We start from the raw sequence: 16,289 nt of genomic DNA on the forward strand, positions 1-16,289 counted from the left end.
AACCCGTGGGGGGATTGGTGGGCGGGGCGCTTCTATATGCGTCGGGGATTCGGCTCCGGACGCTCCCGGCCCCCTGGGGGCGCGGGAACCGCGGGACCAGCCACGCACGGTCCGCAGCCGAAAACCTGCTCCTCGCGGAGCGACTAGCGGGCCTCTACCGGGACGAAGTCGCGGAGGACCTCGCCCGTGTAGATCTGGCGCGGGCGGCCGATGCGGGAGCCGGGCTCCTTGATCATCTCGTGCCACTGGGCGATCCAGCCCGGCAGCCGGCCGAGCGCGAACAGGACCGTGAACATCTCGGTCGGGAAGCCCATCGCGCGGTAGATCAGACCCGTGTAGAAGTCCACGTTCGGGTACAGGTTGCGCGAGACGAAGTAGTCGTCGGAGAGCGCGTGCTCTTCCAGCTTCAGCGCGATGTCGAGCAGCTCGTCGGACTTGCCGAGGGCCGACAGGACGTCGTGCGCGGCAGCCTTGATGATCTTGGCGCGCGGGTCGAAGCTCTTGTAGACCCGGTGGCCGAAGCCCATCAGACGGACGCCGTCCTCCTTGTTCTTCACCTTGCGGATGAAGGAGTCGACGTCGCCGCCGTTGGCCTGGATGCCTTCCAGCATCTCCAGGACCGACTGGTTGGCGCCACCGTGCAGGGGGCCCCACAGGGCGCTGATGCCGGCGGAGATCGAGGCGAACATGTTCGCCTGCGAGGAGCCGACCAGACGCACGGTGGAGGTCGAGCAGTTCTGCTCGTGGTCCGCGTGCAGGATGAGCAGCTTGTCGAGCGCCGAGACGACGACCGGGTCCAGCTCGTACTCCTGCGCCGGGACCGAGAACGTCATCCGCAGGAAGTTCTCGACGTAGCCGAGGTCGTTGCGCGGGTAGACGAACGGGTGGCCGATCGACTTCTTGTACGCGTACGCCGCGATCGTCGGAAGCTTGGCGAGCAGACGGATCGTCGAGAGGTGACGCTGCTTCTCGTCGAACGGGTTGTGGCTGTCCTGATAGAAGGTGGACAGCGCGGAGACGACCGAGGACAGCATCGCCATCGGGTGGGCGTCGCGCGGGAAGCCGTCGAAGAAGCGCTTGACGTCCTCGTGCAGCAGCGTGTGCTGGGTGATCTCGCTCTTGAACGTCGACTGCTGGTCGACCGTCGGCAGCTCACCGTTGATGAGCAGGTACGCGACCTCCAGGAAGGTCGAGCGCTCGGCGAGCTGCTCGATCGGGTAGCCGCGGTAGCGCAGGATGCCCTGCTCGCCGTCGAGGTAGGTGACGGCGGATTTATAGGCGGCGGTATTGCCGTATCCGCTGTCCAGGGTCACGAGACCGGTCTGGGCCCGGAGCTTCCCGATGTCGAAGCCCTTGTCGCCGACGGTGCTGTCGATCACCGGGTAGGTGTACTCGCCATCGCCGAACCGCAGTACTACAGAGTTGTCGCTCACGTCATCCCTCACCGACGTAGTGCCTCTTCTTCGAGGTGCCCTGACTGTCTCTACCATCCCCCATTTGGCTCAGCAGAGTGCACTCGGGGTCGCCCATTGGGCTTATTAGCGGCACTCAGTGCCGTCAACCTGCTCATCCTGCCCCCTTCGCCCCGGTTCTGGAAGCCCCAGGTGATGTTTCACACCAAGGTGCCCCCTGACAGCCGGTGAGCGAGTGCGGTAAAGCGTCTGCCTGCGGAAACCGTACGCACTGCCTGGCCGATCGCTTTGCGGGACCCCACCAGTACGACGAGTTTTCTGGCGCGGGTCACCGCCGTGTAGAGCAGGTTCCGCTGGAGCATCATCCACGCGCCGGTGGTGACCGGGATCACCACCGCCGGATACTCACTGCCCTGCGAGCGGTGGATCGTCACCGCGTACGCATGGGCCAGCTCGTCCAGTTCGTCGAAGTCGTACGGCACCTCCTCGTCCTCGTCCGTCAGCACCGTCAGACGCTGTTCGTCCAAGTCGAGCGCGGTCACCACGCCGACGGTGCCGTTGAAGACACCGTTCTCGCCCTTCTCGTAATTGTTCCGGATCTGGGTGACCTTGTCGCCCACCCGGAACACCCTGCCGCCGAACCGCTTCTCCGGGAGGTCGGGGCGGGCCGGGGTGATGGCCTGCTGGAGGAGGCCGTTGAGGTTTCCGGCGCCCGCGGGACCGCGGTGCATCGGGGCGAGCACCTGGACGTCCCGCCGGGGGTCGAGGCCGAACTTGGCGGGGATGCGCCGCGCGGCCACGTCCACCGCGATCCGCCCGGCGTCCTCGGTCTCCTCCTCCACGAAGTGGAAGAAGTCGCTGAGGCCCTGGGTGAGCGGCGGGACACCGGAGTTGATGCGGTGGGCGTTGGTGACCACGCCGGACTGCTGGGCCTGGCGGAAGATCCGGGTGAGCCGGACCCTGGGCACCGGCCCGCCCTCGGCGAGCAGGTCCCGCAGCACCTCGCCGGCGCCGACCGAGGGCAGCTGGTCCACGTCCCCGACCAGCAGCAGGTGCGCACCCGGCGCGACCGCCTTCACCAGCTTGTTGGCAAGCAGCAGATCGAGCATCGAGGCCTCGTCGACCACCACCAGGTCGGCGTCGAGCGGGCGGTCCTTGTCGTACGCCGCGTCGCCGCCCGGCTTCAGCTCAAGGAGGCGGTGCACGGTCGACGCCTCGGCGCCGGTGAGCTCGGCGAGCCGCTTGGCGGCGCGGCCGGTGGGCGCGGCCAGCACCACCTTGGCCTTCTTGGCCCGGGCGAGCTCCACGATCGAGCGCACGGTGAAGGACTTGCCGCAGCCGGGGCCGCCGGTGAGCACCGCGACCTTGCTGGTCAGGGCGAGCCGCACGGCCTCCTGCTGCTCGGGGGCGAGCTCGGCGCCGGTGCGCCCGGCCAGCCATGACAGGGCCCGGTCCCAGTCCACGTCCTGGAAGCCCGGCATCCGGTCCTCGCCGGTCCGCAGCAGCCGGACGACCTGGGCGGCGAGAGAGAGCTCGGCGCGGTGGAAGGGGACCAGATAGACGGCGTGGACCCGCTCGGCCCCGCCCGGCGGCCCGGGGACCGGCTCTCGGACGACGCCCTCCTCGGTGATCAGCTCACTCAGGCAGTCGATCACCAGGCCCGTGTCGACCTGGAGGAGCTTCACCGAGTCCGAGATGAGCTGCTCCTCGGGCAGGAAGCAGTGGCCCTGGTCGGTGGACTGGGACAGTGCGTACTGCAAGCCGGCCTTCACTCGCTCCGGGCTGTCGTGCGGGATGCCGACGGCCTGGGCGATGCGGTCGGCGGTGAGGAAGCCGATGCCCCAGACGTCGGCGGCCAGCCGGTAGGGCTGGTTCTTCACCACGGAGATCGAGGCGTCCTCGTACTTCTTGTAGATGCGCACGGCGATGGAGGTGGAGACGCCGACTCCCTGGAGGAAGACCATGACCTCCTTGATGGCCTTCTGCTCCTCCCAGGCGGCCCCGATGAGCTTGGTGCGCTTGGGGCCCAGGCCCGGCACCTCCACGAGGCGCTTGGGCTGCTGCTCGATGATGTCGAGCGTGTCCGTGCCGAAGTGCTCCACGATGCGGTCGGCGATACGGGGGCCGATGCCCTTGATCAGGCCCGAGCCGAGATAGCGCCGGATGCCCTGGATGGTGGCGGGCAGGACCGTCGTGTAGTTCTCCACGGTGAACTGCTTGCCGTACTGCGGGTGGGAGCCCCAGCGGCCCTCCATCCGCAGCGACTCGCCCGGCTGCGCGCCGAGCAGCGAGCCGACCACCGTGAGGAGATCGCCACCGCCGCGCCCGGTGTCGACCCGGGCGACCGTGTAGCCGTTCTCCTCGTTGGCGTAGGTGATCCGCTCGAGGACACCAGTCACTTCACAAACGCCTTCGCGGCTGCCCTGCTTCGAGCCAACTCCCCTACTGGGCATGCCTCACCTGCTCATCCTGTACCTGCGATCCCTCGGAGGCTATCGCCCGCTACCGACAGCGGCGGCTTGATCTCCCAATGGGGTCCGCACGGGGACGCCCTCTGAGTAGGGTCCGCCCATGCCTGCCGACCAAGAACTCATCCACGGCCGCATAGTCGTCACCCAGGAGGTCCAGTACATGACTTCCGAGCAAATGAAGATCAGCGGTATCGCCACACGCGATGTGCTGCGAATGGGCTGGCACATGATCGACCCGTTCCAGAGCGACCCGCCTCCGTGCGACATCCAGGGGTGCACCTACGTGGACCCTGAGACGGAGTCGTTTCATGTGGGTCCAGCCTGGGCAACACACCGTATCTCCACGTCACGGGGGCTGTTCCGGAAGCGGAAGGCATACTTCTCATGCCCCGATCACCTCGACACAGTCAAGGCTGCGCTCGTCTTCGGGCACAGCGGCGACCCCGCCTGAACCCTTGAGTGATCCAGGTCACTTTGGCTTGGTGAGGTGGGATCCGCTCCAGGACCCCTTCGAGCACCGCGAGATTGGACATGATCCGACGCTACCGGTGGGCTCGGACACCGCGGCACGCCTGTGGATAACTTTCCCCGGCGGAACGGGCCTTCGGCCGCAAGGACGGGCTTCGCGGGGTGCGGCGGCGGGAATTCAAGGGGGCCCGGTCCGTATGACCGGGCCCCTCGATTCCCTCCCCTTTTCCCTCCCCGGCCGGCGTCCGGTCAGGGGCGCAGCAGAGCGGCCAGCCGCTCCCGCCCCGCGGTCAGCAGCGCGGGCAGCCCCGCCGCGTCCGGATACCAGCGCTTCTCGTACTCCCAGCACAGCCAGCCGTCGGGGCCGAGCGGCGCCAGCGCCTCCGCCAGCGGCAGCACCCCGGCCCCCAGCGGCAGCGGGGTGGTGTCCTGGGCCGAGGCGACGTCCTTCACCTGGACGTATCCGAGATGCGGGGCGAGCGCCGCGTAGGTGTCGGCCGGGCTCTCGCCGCCGAGCCAGGTGTGCAGCACGTCCCACAGCGCGCCGACCGAGGGCGCGCCGACCCGGTCCAGTACGCGGGCGACGGCCGCGCCCGTGCGGTGGGAGTCATGTGTTTCGAGCAGGACGCGCACCCCCCGGTCGGCGGCGAGCGCGGCCACCGACCGCAGCCGCCGCACGGCGACCCCGTCGTCTTCCGGGCCGCCCCGGCCGCCGGGGAAGACGCGTACGTACGGGGCGCCGAGGTCGTGGGCGAGGTCCACCAGCGCGTCGAGCCGCTCGGCGTCGTCGGGGTCGGCCACGCGCGCGTACCCGGCGACGGTGAGCACACGGACGCCGTGCGCCGCGAACTCGGCCGCCACCGCCGCCCGTTGGCGGGCGTCGATGCCGGGGTGGACCGGCTCCTCGGGGTGGGCGCGCAGCTCCACGCCCTGGTAGCCGTGCGCGACGGCGAGGCGGACGACCTCGGTGACGGGCAGGCCCGGCACCCCGAGGGTGGAGAAGGCGTACCGCACCCCGCCGTTCACCGGTCCGCCAGGCCGAGCCGCCAGTCCTGGCCGACCAGGTCGGCGCCGTAGGAGCGGTGCGGCTTCTCGGCGACGAGGGTGAAGCCGTGGCGCAGATAGAGCGCGCGGGCGGCGCCGAGCACGTCGTTGGTCCACAGCACCAGCTCGCGGTACCCCGCCTCGCGGGCGAAGGAGACGACCTCCGCGACCAGCCGGTCGCCGAGGCCGTGGCCCCGGGCCTGCGGCTCCACCAGGAGCAGCCGCAGCCGCGCGGTGGCCGGGGCGTCGTCGCGCACGCACATCACGGACCCGGCGCGGCGCCCGTCCAGCTCGGCGATCCAGACGCGCTCCAGATGCGGGTCGTGGTCCTGGGCGAAGGCCGCCACGATCCCGGCGACCAGCCCCTCGAAGTCGGTGTTCCACCCGTACTCGGCGGCGTACAGCGCGCCGTGCCGCTCCACGATCCAGCCCAGGTCCCCCGGACGGGGGTCCCGCAGGACGGGCTCGGGGCGGGCGGAGGCGGAGTGAGTGTCGGCCACGGGGCCAGTATGCCGGGCGGACGTCACCGTACGGAGGACTCCGGCGGCACGACCGACGCGAACCGTTCCACCGTCTCCCTCAGCACCTCCGCGCCGTCGCGCCCCCACAGCTCCTCGTTGAACAGCTCGACCTCCACGGGGCCGGTGTAGCCCGCCGCGGCCACCCGCTCGTACCAGGCCACGAGGTCGATCACGCCGTCCCCGAGCTGGCCGCGCCCGGTCAGGACCCCGGCGGGCAACGGCGTGATCCAGTCCGCCAGTTGGAAGGAGTGGATACGGCCGCCCGCCCCGGCGCGGGCGACCGCCGCCGGGGCCCGGTCGTCCCACCAGAGGTGGTAGGTGTCGACGACGACTCCCACCTCCCGCGCCGGGAACCGCTCGGCGAGCTCCAGGGCCTGGCCGAGGGTGGAGACGACACAGCGGTCCGAGGCGTACATCGGGTGCAGCGGCTCGATCGCGAGGCGTACGCCCCGGACGCGCGCGTAAGGGGCGAGCTCGGCCAGCGCGTCCGCGACCCGCTCCCGCGCCCCGGCCAGGTCCCGGCTGCCCCCGGGCAGTCCGCCCGAGACCAGCACCAGGGTGTCGGTGCCCAGCGCCGCGGCCTCGTCGATGGCCTCGCGGTTGTCGTCGAGCGCCCGTACGCGCGCGTGGGGCTCGCTCGCCGTGAAGAAGCCGCCCCGGCACAGCGTGGTGACGTTCAGCCCGGCGTCCCGCACCAGCCGCGCCGCCGCCTCGACCCCGTACGCCCGCACGGGCTCGCGCCACAGCCCGACGCCCGGCACGCCCGACTCGGCGCAGGCGCGGACCAGTTCGGGCAGCGTGAGCTGCTTCACGGTCATCTGGTTGATGCTGAGGCGGGCGAGGTGCGGGCGGTTCATGAGGTGACTCCGTGGACCGTGAGCAGGGCGCGCATACGGGAGGCGGCCGCCTCCGGGTCCGGGAACAGGCCCAGACCGTCGGCGAGTTCGTACGCCCGCGCCAGATGCGGCAGCGAGCGGGCCGACTGGAGACCGCCGACCATGGTGAAGTGGTCCTGGTGGCCCGCCAGCCAGGCGAGCAGGACGACCCCGGTCTTGTAGTAGCGGGTCGGCGCCCCGAAGAGGTGCCGGGCGAGCGCGACCGTCGGGTCCAGGCGCTCGCGGAAGCCCGCGGGATCGTCCGCGTCCAGCGCCCGCACCGCGTCCGCCGCCACCGGGCCCAGCGGGTCGAAGATCCCCAACAGGGCGTGGCTGAACCCCTGTTCGTCGCCCTCGATCAGCTCGGGGTAGTGGAAGTCGTCGCCCGTGTAGCACTTCACACCGTCCGGCAGCCGCCGTCGGAGCTCCACCTCCCGGCGGGCGTCGAGCAGCGACACCTTCACCCCGTCGACCTTCCCGGCGTGGGCGGCGACGATCGAGAGGAACGCCCCGGTGGCCGTGTCCAGGTCCGGCGAGCCCCAGTAGCCGCTCAGCGCGGGGTCGAACATCGGGCCCAGCCAGTGCAGGATCACCGGCCGGGCGGTCTGCTCCAACAGCCGCCCGTAGACGGCGAGATAGTCCTCCGGGCCGCGCGCCACCGCCGCCAGCGCCCGCGAGGCCATCAGGATCGCCTGGGCGCCGGCGCCCTCGACGACGGCGAGCTGTTCCTCGTACGCGGCCGTCACCTCCGGCAGGGAGGCGGCCCGGAGGAGCTGGTCGGTGCCCGCCCCGCACGCGATCCGCCCGCCGACCGCCCGCGCCTCCGCGGCCGAGCGCCGGATCAGCTCGGCGGCCGAGCCCCAGTCCAGGCCCATCCCGCGCTGCGCGGTGTCCATCGCCTCCGCGACCCCGAGCCCGTGCGACCACAGATGGCGGCGGAAGGCGAGCGTGGTCTCCCAGTCGACGGCCGCGGGCCCCTCGGGCGCGGTGTCGGCGTACGGGTCGGCGACGACGTGCGCCGCCGAGAAGACCGTACGGGTCAGGGGCGGGCCGCCCGGCGCGACGACGACCGGGTCGGTGCGCGGCTCGTAGGGGACGAGCACCCCGTCCGCGCGCGGCAGCAGCAGGCTCACAGCGCGATCTCCGGCACCTCGATGCGGCGGCCCTCGGCCGAGGAGCGCAGCCCCAGCTCGGCCAGCTGCACCCCGCGCGCGCCCGCGAGCAGGTCCCAGCGGTAAGGGGCGTCGAGGACCACATGGCGCAGGAACAGCTCCCACTGCGCCTTGAAGCCGTTGTCGAAGCCCCTGTCGGAGCCGGTGTTGTCCGGCACCTCCTGCCACTGCTCGCGGAAGGACTCGGTCGCGGGCAGGTCCGGGTTCCACACCGGCTTGGGGGTGGCGGCGCGGTGCTGGACGCGGCAGGTGCGCAGCCCCGCCACCGCCGAGCCCTCGGTGCCGTCCACCTGGAACTCGACCAGCTCGTCGCGGTGCACCCGGACCGCCCAGGAGGAGTTGATCTGGGCGACCGCGCCGCCCTCCAGCTGGAAGATCCCGTACGCGGCGTCGTCGGCGGTCGCGTCGTACGGCTTGCCGCTCTCGTCCCAGCGCTGCGGAACGTGCGTGGCCGCCAGCGCCTGTACGGAGGTGACGCGGCCGAAGAGCTCGTGCAGCACGTACTCCCAGTGCGGGAACATGTCGACGACGATGCCGCCGCCGTCCTGGGCGCGGTAGTTCCAGGACGGGCGCTGGGCGCTCTGCCAGTCGCCCTCGAAGACCCAGTAGCCGAACTCGCCCCGCACCGACAGGATCCGCCCGAAGAAGCCGCCGTCGATCAGCCGCTTCAGCTTCAGCAGGCCCGGCAGAAAGAGCTTGTCCTGGACGACGCCGTGCTTGATCCCGGCGTCCCGGGCGAGCCGGGCCAGCTCCAGGGCGCCGGACAGGCCCGTCGAGGTGGGCTTCTCGGTGTAGACGTGCTTGCCCGCGGCGATCGCCCTGGCCAGGGAGTCCTGGCGGGCGGAGGTGACCTGGGCGTCGAAGTAGATCTCCACGGTGTCGTCGGCGAGCACGGCGTCCAGGTCGGTGGACCAGTGGGCGAGGCCGTGGCGCTCGGCGATGGCCCGCAGCGCGGACTCCCGGCGGCCCACCAGGACGGGTTCGGGCCACAGGACGGTGCCGTCGCCGAGGTCCAGGCCGCCCTCGTCGCGCAGGGCGAGCAGGGAGCGTACGAGGTGCTGGCGGTAGCCCATGCGGCCGGTGACGCCGTTCATGGCGATCCGCACGGTCCGGCGTGCGGACGCCGGTGCCGTGCGTGGTGCGGACGCCGGTGTCGTGCGGCCTGCGGGCGTCGGTGTCATCTGAAGTCCCCTCCATCCCATCAGCCCCTTCCGCCATGGCGGTCGGAGCGCGGTGATCCAGCGGTGATCTACTGGTAACAGGCGTAGCAAGCGCTTTCTATCGAGGGGGACGCTAGCCTGCGCACAGCGCCGCCGACAAGAGGCGCGCGGCGGACCACCCCCTGTGCCCACAACAGACGTGCCCGGAGGCAGAGATGACAGCGACCCTGGCGGATGTGGCGGCGCGCGCCCGGGTGTCCCCGGCGACCGTCTCGCGGGTGCTCAACGGCAACTACCCGGTCGCCGCGGCCACCCGCGAACGCGTCCTGCGGGCCGTGGACGAGCTGGACTACGTCCTGAACGGGCCCGCCAGCTCGCTCGCCGCCGCCACCTCCGACCTGGTCGGCATACTCGTGAACGACATCGCCGACCCCTTCTTCGGGATCATGGCGGGCGCGGCCCAGTCCGAGATCGGCGGCGGCCCCGGGGCCCGCGAGAAGCTGGCCGTGGTCTGCAACACGGGCGGCTCGCCGGAGCGCGAACTCACCTACCTCACCCTGCTCCAGCGCCAGCGCGCGGCGGCCGTCATCCTCACCGGCGGCGCCCTGGAGGACCCCGAGCACGCGGCGGCGGTCGCGGCCAAGCTGGGGCGGCTCGCGGAGGCGGGGGCGCGGATCGTGCTGTGCGGGCGGCCGCCGCTGGTGACGTCCGGGCCCGGCGCCGACGCACGGGCCGCCGGGCCGGTCGCGGCCACGCTCACCTTCGACAACCGGGGCGGCGGCCGCCGGCTGACGGAGCATCTGCTCGCGCTCGGCCACCGCCGCATCGGCTATGTGGCGGGCCCCGAGGAGCGCACCACGACCCGGCACCGCGTCGAGGGCCACCTGGCGGCGCTCGCGGACGCGGGCGTGGCGCCCGGACCGCTCGTCCACGGTTCCTACGACCGCCGCTCCGGCTACGACGCGACCGTCGAACTCCTGCGCCTCGACCCGACGTTGACGGCGGTCGTGGCCGCCAACGACACCGTCGCGCTCGGTACCTGCGCGGCCCTGCGCGACCGCGGTCTGTCCATCCCGGGCGACGTCTCGGTGGCGGGCTTCGACGACCTCCCGTTCAGCACGGACGCGGTCCCCGCCCTGACGACGGTACGGCTGCCGCTGTACGAGGCGGGGGCTCGGGCGGGCCGGCTCGCGATGGGCAAGGAGCCGGTGCCGCCGGGCGGGATCGCCACGGTGCACGGGGAGTTGATGGTCCGGGGCTCGACGGGACCCACGCGCGCGTAGCGGATGCCCGAGGGGCCGCGGAGGGGTTCGTGGGGCTTCGGCGGGGGCTTCGGCAGGGGCGGAACTCGGTGCCGGATTCCCGCCAGCGGGCAGGGGCGCGGCGAACCAGGATCGTGGGTACGGCCTCCGGTTCGCCCGTCCGGGGCGAGGGCCGCACCCCGAGGAGAAGACCCCCATGGACCTGCACCTTTCCGGCCGTACCGCGCTCGTCACCGGCGCTTCGAAGGGCATCGGTCTGGCGGTGGTGAGCACCCTGCTCGACGAGGGCGCGCGCGTGGTCGCGGTCTCCCGCCGCACCAGCCCGGAGCTGGAGAAGCTGGCCCGCCCCGAGCTCGTCCACGTCCCTGCCGACCTCATGGATCCCGAGGCCCCCGCGCGCGTGGTGGCCCGTACCGTCGAGGAGTTCGGCGGCCTGGACGTCCTGGTGAACAACGCGGGCGGCCCGCCGCCGGGCGTGACGCTGCCGCGCACCTCGTTCACGGACGCGGGGGACGCGGACTGGTCCTCGATGTTCGAGTTCAATCTGTTCTCGGCGGTACGGGCGGTCCGTGCGGCCCTGCCGCATCTGCTCGCCGACGGCGGTGGCGCCGTCGTCAACGTCTCCACGGGCCTGGCGCGTCAGCCCGCGGTCGGCAACGCCGAGTACGGCGCGGCCAAGGCGGCCCTGAGCAACTTCACCAAGGTCCTGTCGGAGGAGTACGCGCCGCAGGGCGTCCGCTTCAACACGGTCTCGCCGGGTGCGGTGCGGACGGCGTGGTGGACCGAGGAGGGCGGCGCGGCCGACGTCATCGCGGCGATGGCGGGCTCGGACCGCGACACGGTGATGGACACCCTGGCCCCCCAGATGATGAACGTCTCCACGGGCCGTCTGGTGACCCCGCAGGAGATAGCCGACGCGGTGGTCCTGCTGGCCTCCCCGAGGTCGGGCAGCACGACGGGGGCGGACTTCGTGGTGGACGGGGGGTATCTGAAGGCGGTGTGACCCCTGTGGACGGGGCGGGCGCGGTCCCGGGCGCCGCCGGCCCGTCCGCCCCGGCCCACCCGAACCACCCGCCCCCGGCGGCCGGTCGCGTACCTGTTTCCCGGAACGGGCCGGGGCCGGGAACCCCTCGGTGACGGGCTCCGTCCAAGTGCCGTACTGCCGGTGAGTCTCCGCAGAGCGGTGTCGGTCCTCGCTGCTGGCTGCGAACGGCCGACCACCCCTCTCCAACCGCCTGCGGCCGGCAGCACAGCCGCCACCGGCGCGCCCCCCTCCGACTGCGCCGGTGGCGGCCCCTTGCCCGGTTCCGGCCCGGATTCCGCACCGGGCGGTGCGCGCCCCCTTGACCGGCAATAACTTTCCGGTTATCCGTTCGGTTTGGAAGTTTCTTCCAGACCTAGGGATGGAGTGCCCGTGTCGCACCGCACCTCCAGACGCACCCTCCTCGCCACCGCCGCCGCGACGGCCGCCGCGGCCGCCGTCGGCCCCGCGCTCCCCGCGTACGCCGAGGCGACGCGCGCCCCCGACGGCCGGCTGCGCCGGATCGTCTCCCGGATGTCCCTGGCCGAGAAGGTCGGCCAGCTCTTCGTGATGCGGGTGTACGGACACTCCGCCACCGCGCCCGACCAGGCCGACATCGACGCCAACATGAGCGAGATGGGTGTGCGCAGCGCCGCCGAGCTCATCGCGAAGTACCACGTCGGCGGGATCATCTACTTCACCTGGGCGCACAACACCCGCGACCCGCACCAGATCGCCGCCCTCTCCAACGGCATCCAGCGCGCGGGCCTGTCCCAGCCCACTCCCGTACCGCTGCTGATCGCCACCGACCAGGAGCACGGCATCGTGTGCCGGGTCGGCCGCCCCGCCACCCTCTTCCCCGGCGCCATGGCGATCGGCGCCGGAGCGTCGGTGCGCGATGCCCGGACGCTCGGCCGCGTCGCCGGGGCCGAGCTGCGCGCACTGGGGATCCGGCAGAACTACTCCCCCGACGCCGATGTGAACGTCAACCCGGCCAACCCCGTCATCGGGGTGCGCTCCTTCGGCGCCGACCCGACGGCGGTCGCCCGGCTGGTGGCGGCCGAGGTGCACGGCTACCAGGAGGCGGGGGTCGCGGCGACCGCCAAGCACTTCCCCGGGCACGGCGACACCACGGTCGACAGCCACACCGGCATCCCGGTGATCACCCACACCCGGCAGCAGTGGGAGGAGCTGGACGCGCCGCCGTTCCGGGCCGCCGTCGCCGCCGGAATCGACTCGGTCATGACCGCGCACATCCAGTTCCCGGCGCTCGACGCAAGCAACGACCCGGCGACCCTCTCGCACCCGATCCTCACCGGGATCCTGCGCGAGGAGCTCGGCTACCGGGGAGTGATCGTCACCGACTCGCTGGGCATGCAGGGCGTCCGGGACAAGTACGGCGACGACCGGGTGCCGGTGCTCGCCCTGAAGGCCGGGGCCGACCAGTTGCTCAACCCGCCGGACCTGGCGGTGGCGTGGAACGGGGTGATGGCGGCGGTCACCAGCGGCGAGCTCAGCGAGGCCCGGCTCGACGCGTCGATCCTGCGGGTGCTCGAACTCAAGGAGCGACGGGGTCTGTTCAGCCATCCGTACGTCTCGGACGCCGAGGTGGACCGGGTGGTCGGCACCCGGCCGCACCTCGCCGCCGCCGACGCGGTGGCCGAGCGGACGACGACGCTGCTCGTCAACACGGGCTCCCTGCTCCCGCTGTCGCGGCGGCGCCATCGCGAGGTGCTGGTGGTGGGCGCGGACCCGGCCTCGCCCTCCGGGACGACCGGGCCCCCGACGACCGTCCTGGCCAAGGCCCTGACCGAACTCGGCTTCACCGCGACCGCGCTGTCGACCGGCACCCTGCCCTCGCAGGCGCAGATCGACGCGGCGGTGGCGGCGGCGCGCGACAGGGACGCCGTGGTCGTGGGCACGTACAACGCGGGGGCGGGCGGGGCGCAGGCCCGGCTGGTGGCGGCGCTCGGCGCGACCGGTGTGCCGGTGGTGCACCTCGCGATCCGCAACCCGTACGACATCGCCCACCTCGGCGGGTACACGGCCTCGCTCGCCACCTACTCCTGGACGGACGTCGAACTGCGGGCGGCGGTACGGGTCCTGGCGGGCCGGGCCGAACCGGCCGGGCGGCTGCCGGTGGCGGTGATGCGCGAGGACGATCCGGCCCGGGTGCTGTATCCGATCGGGTACGGGCTGTCGTACCGGAGATAACCCCCGGGCCCTCTGGCGTGTTCTCCGCGTGAGCGGTCACGCTGGAGCGGGGGGTCGGACATGTACGAGTACGGTGCCACAAGACTGGTTCGGGCCGTTTCGGCCGCGTTCTGGGCCGGGACGCTGCTTCTGACCGGCTGCCAGCGGGCACCGGCCGCCCAGGCTCCCCCGGCCTCGCCCGCCACTCCGTCCTACGGCGCCACCTTCCTCGGGGCCGGGGACTGCGCGGCGCGCGGCCAGGCGTTCAGCGAGGTGCCCTGCACCAGTGAGCGGGCGGTGGCCCGGGTCTCGGTGCGCCGGGCGGGGACCAGGGCGGCCGGGGCGGCGGGCTGCCCGCTGACCACGGACTTCGTGCTGTACATCGGGGGCGAGGGCGCCTCCGGCTACGCCTGTATGCGCAACCTGGAGGCGCCGCACCCCGGCGACCCGGGGATGGGCGGCGGCCCCTTCACGGTGGTGGGCGACTGCGTGTACCACGCAGGGGCGGACCAGGTGAAGGAGACGCCGTGCGACGGGTCGGGCCCCAACCCCCCTGAGTACCGGGTCACTTCCGCGGTGCCGTACCGGCTGGACTGCCCCGCCTCCACGGCGCTGTATGTGCAGCTGCCGGGGGGTTCGGCGGGGGTCGGGTGCGCGCGGCGGCTGTGAATCGTGTTCGTCCGCGAGCGACCACCCACCGGCCCGCGGACGAACATCCGGCCGCTCCTACGGCCGCAGCGTCGGCTCGCGCTCGATGGACTGGCGGTCGAGGCGGGCGTCGAAGGCCGCCAGCGGCTTGGCCTTGGACGCGGTCGTCGCGGGCAGGCCCGCCCAGCGCAGGATCGCCGACGTCGCCGTCGCCTTCTCCTGGGCGGCGAGGCCCGCGACCTTCGAGCCGTGGTTGCCGCCCGCGACCGTGTACACGTACGAGTCACGCGCCCCGGAGCCCAGGCGGAAGCGCTCCGCGCCCCACGGGTCGTTCTGGCCGTACACGTACAGCATGTTCTGGGCGTGGTGGCGCACCCAGGTGTCCACGTTCACCATCGCCATGGGCTGGAAGCGCATCGGGATGGAGCGCGGGACGAAGTGGCGCGGCGGCTGGTAGCCGTAGCGGCTCAGGTCGCCGAGCCAGGGCTGCCCGATGGTGGGCGAGCCGAGCTGGGTGCCGGCCTGGTAGTAGTACGGCGTGTACGGCTCCAGGCCCTGGTCCGTGTAGAAGGAGAAGCCGGAGATCGTGTCGACCGAGTCCCAGATCGCCTGGTCGGTGGCGTGCGGCGCGTCCGCCGGGATGGTGGCGCAGTCCGCCAGCAGGCTGTACTGCCAGAACCCCCACACATAGTCGAGGACGACCGCCTCGTACGCCTTGTCGAGCGAGCCGGTCGTGATGAAGGTGTAGCCGTTGGCCTTCGCGTACTCCGCGTACTTGAGCTCCAGCGGCTTGCGGCGCACCAGCGCCTCGCGCTGCACCGCCTCCAGCTTGTCGCGGCACTCCTTGGTGCCGACGTTCTTGAAGAAGCGGTCGTACGCCGAGTCCTCGTTGTTGACGACGTCGTTGGGGGCGACATAGGCCACCACGCCGTCCATGTCCTTGGGGTAGAAGCGCTTGTAGTACGTCGCCGTCATCCCGCCCTTCGAGCCGCCGGTCGTCAGCCAGTTCTTGCCGTACACCGGCTTCAGGGCCTCGAAGATGGCGTGCTGGTCGCTGGCCGCCTGCCAGATGTCCAGCTTGCCCCAGTCCGCCGGGGCGGGCCGGGACGGGGTGAAGTAGCGGTACTCGACCGAGACCTGGTTGCCGTCCACGATCTGGGTCGGCTCACTGCGGCTCGGGTTGGTCGAGACGTTGTAGCCGCTGGTGTACATGACGGTGGGGCGGGCGGTGTCCTTGTGCAGCAGGGTGATCCGCTGCTTGAAGGTGCCGGCGGCCGGGTTGTGGTGGTCCACGGGCTGGGTGAAGTTGAGGACGAAGTACCGGTAGCCGGGGTACGGCTTCTCCTCGATGAGACTCACCCCGGGTATCGCCAGGATGCGGTCCTTGATGTCCGGCACAGCGAGGTCCGGCACGGCGAGGTCCGGCTCGGCGGCGGTGGCCGCCCCTGCCGCGGCTCCCGCCACGCTCACCGTGCCTATCAGCACGACGAGCGAAAGAAGCCATCTGAGCGTCTTGCGCATGCACTCTCCCCTGGGGTCACGACGTGACGCGATCGTCGTGAACCTAGCGGGGGCAACACCTGTGCGACCAGACCCAGTTGAATCACCGGGCACTATGGCAGCGTTGTCATCCTTTGTTCAGGGCCGTCTCAGCACAGGATCCAGCCCGTCGAGCCGCCGCTGCCCGCCACCGAGCCCGAGGCCCGTACACAGCGGTTGATCGCGTGCACCGAGACCGGGCCCGCCTGCCGGGTGAACCGGCCGCTGTCCGAGACCGGGCCGCCGCCGCGTGCCTGGATGGTCACCGACATCTGGCGCCGGGCACCGGGCGACTTGGCGATCGCGACCGCGCACGCGTAGCCGTGCGTCTTGTAGACGCGCAGCTCGCCGGTGGCGAACCGGACCGTCTTGACCTGCCGTCCGCCGCACGAGGCCGCCGCGTCGGCGCTTCCCGCGCCCGGCCCGAGCACGGCCAGGGCAGCCGTCGCCACAAGGACGGCCAGACCCGGTCCGACCTGCGGCGGGTTCGCGGTGCGGGACAC

General features: G+C 72.1%; 13 protein-coding genes and 1 pseudogene. 5 read left to right on the forward strand and 9 right to left on the reverse strand.

Features of this window, described 5'->3' with window-relative positions:
* Window positions 1-143 precede the first annotated feature (143 nt).
* Both A8W25_RS11295 and A8W25_RS11300 read right to left on the reverse strand, forming a co-directional pair.
* Entirely contained in the window at window positions 144-1,433 is a 1,290-nt protein-coding gene (locus A8W25_RS11295; protein ID WP_067159261.1) for a citrate synthase, read from the reverse strand.
* 179 nt (window positions 1,434-1,612) lie between these two features.
* The gene (locus tag A8W25_RS11300; RefSeq protein ID WP_067159264.1) at window positions 1,613-3,865 is read right to left on the reverse strand and encodes an ATP-dependent RecD-like DNA helicase; all 2,253 of its coding nucleotides are present in this window, start codon (window positions 3,863-3,865) and stop codon (window positions 1,613-1,615) included.
* A 118-nt stretch (window positions 3,866-3,983) separates the two neighbouring features.
* Between A8W25_RS11300 and A8W25_RS11305 the strand changes: the two genes are divergently transcribed.
* A complete protein-coding gene (locus A8W25_RS11305) occupies window positions 3,984-4,334 on the forward strand; it encodes a hypothetical protein (protein ID WP_067159267.1) in 351 nt (116 codons plus the stop codon).
* A gap of 266 nt (window positions 4,335-4,600) precedes the next feature.
* Here the strand turns inward: A8W25_RS11305 and A8W25_RS11310 are convergent, their stop codons facing one another.
* The 5 genes and pseudogenes from A8W25_RS11310 to A8W25_RS11330 form a co-directional block, all read right to left on the reverse strand.
* Window positions 4,601-5,365, reverse strand: coding sequence for a sugar phosphate isomerase/epimerase family protein (locus tag A8W25_RS11310; protein ID WP_067161041.1), 765 nt, complete (start codon window positions 5,363-5,365; stop codon window positions 4,601-4,603).
* 8 nt (window positions 5,366-5,373) lie between these two features.
* Window positions 5,374-5,862, reverse strand: a pseudogene (locus tag A8W25_RS11315) (GNAT family N-acetyltransferase); the annotation flags it as partial.
* Window positions 5,863-5,918: 56 nt separating this feature from the next.
* Window positions 5,919-6,773, reverse strand: a complete 855-nt coding sequence (locus tag A8W25_RS11320; protein ID WP_067159270.1) for a sugar phosphate isomerase/epimerase family protein — start codon at window positions 6,771-6,773, stop codon at window positions 5,919-5,921.
* Window positions 6,770-7,924: a dihydrodipicolinate synthase family protein gene (locus tag A8W25_RS11325; RefSeq protein WP_067159273.1), complete on the reverse strand. Its 1,155-nt coding sequence runs from the start codon at window positions 7,922-7,924 to the stop codon at window positions 6,770-6,772. The genes A8W25_RS11320 and A8W25_RS11325 overlap by 4 nt, the downstream gene beginning before the upstream one ends.
* Complete coding sequence (locus A8W25_RS11330) at window positions 7,921-9,057, reverse strand: Gfo/Idh/MocA family protein (RefSeq protein ID WP_067159277.1); 1,137 nt, start codon at window positions 9,055-9,057, stop codon at window positions 7,921-7,923. The genes A8W25_RS11325 and A8W25_RS11330 overlap by 4 nt, the downstream gene beginning before the upstream one ends.
* A gap of 281 nt (window positions 9,058-9,338) precedes the next feature.
* Here A8W25_RS11330 and A8W25_RS11335 point away from each other — a divergent pair, with 281 nt between their 5' ends.
* The 4 genes from A8W25_RS11335 to A8W25_RS11350 all read left to right on the forward strand — a co-directional run bounded on the left by A8W25_RS11335 (window position 9,339) and on the right by A8W25_RS11350 (window position 14,268).
* Window positions 9,339-10,406, forward strand: a complete 1,068-nt coding sequence (locus A8W25_RS11335) for a LacI family DNA-binding transcriptional regulator (RefSeq protein ID WP_067159281.1) — start codon at window positions 9,339-9,341, stop codon at window positions 10,404-10,406.
* Between the two features lie 175 nt (window positions 10,407-10,581).
* Entirely contained in the window at window positions 10,582-11,388 is an 807-nt protein-coding gene (locus A8W25_RS11340; RefSeq protein ID WP_067159284.1) for an SDR family NAD(P)-dependent oxidoreductase, read from the forward strand.
* A gap of 411 nt (window positions 11,389-11,799) precedes the next feature.
* Window positions 11,800-13,620, forward strand: coding sequence for a glycoside hydrolase family 3 protein (locus tag A8W25_RS11345; RefSeq protein ID WP_067159286.1), 1,821 nt, complete (start codon window positions 11,800-11,802; stop codon window positions 13,618-13,620).
* A gap of 60 nt (window positions 13,621-13,680) precedes the next feature.
* The gene (locus tag A8W25_RS11350; RefSeq protein WP_067159289.1) at window positions 13,681-14,268 is read left to right on the forward strand and encodes a hypothetical protein; all 588 of its coding nucleotides are present in this window, start codon (window positions 13,681-13,683) and stop codon (window positions 14,266-14,268) included.
* A 57-nt stretch (window positions 14,269-14,325) separates the two neighbouring features.
* Here the strand turns inward: A8W25_RS11350 and A8W25_RS11355 are convergent, their stop codons facing one another.
* Together A8W25_RS11355 and A8W25_RS11360 are read right to left on the reverse strand one after the other, a co-directional pair.
* Window positions 14,326-15,768: a S28 family serine protease gene (locus tag A8W25_RS11355; RefSeq protein ID WP_067159292.1), complete on the reverse strand. Its 1,443-nt coding sequence runs from the start codon at window positions 15,766-15,768 to the stop codon at window positions 14,326-14,328.
* A 128-nt stretch (window positions 15,769-15,896) separates the two neighbouring features.
* Window positions 15,897-16,289 carry a hypothetical protein gene (locus A8W25_RS11360; protein WP_067159295.1) on the reverse strand — a complete coding sequence of 131 codons (393 nt, stop codon included), beginning with the start codon at window positions 16,287-16,289 and terminating at the stop codon, window positions 15,897-15,899.

The organism is Streptomyces sp. ERV7 (assembly GCF_001653515.1).
Taxonomy (GTDB): domain Bacteria; phylum Actinomycetota; class Actinomycetes; order Streptomycetales; family Streptomycetaceae; genus Streptomyces.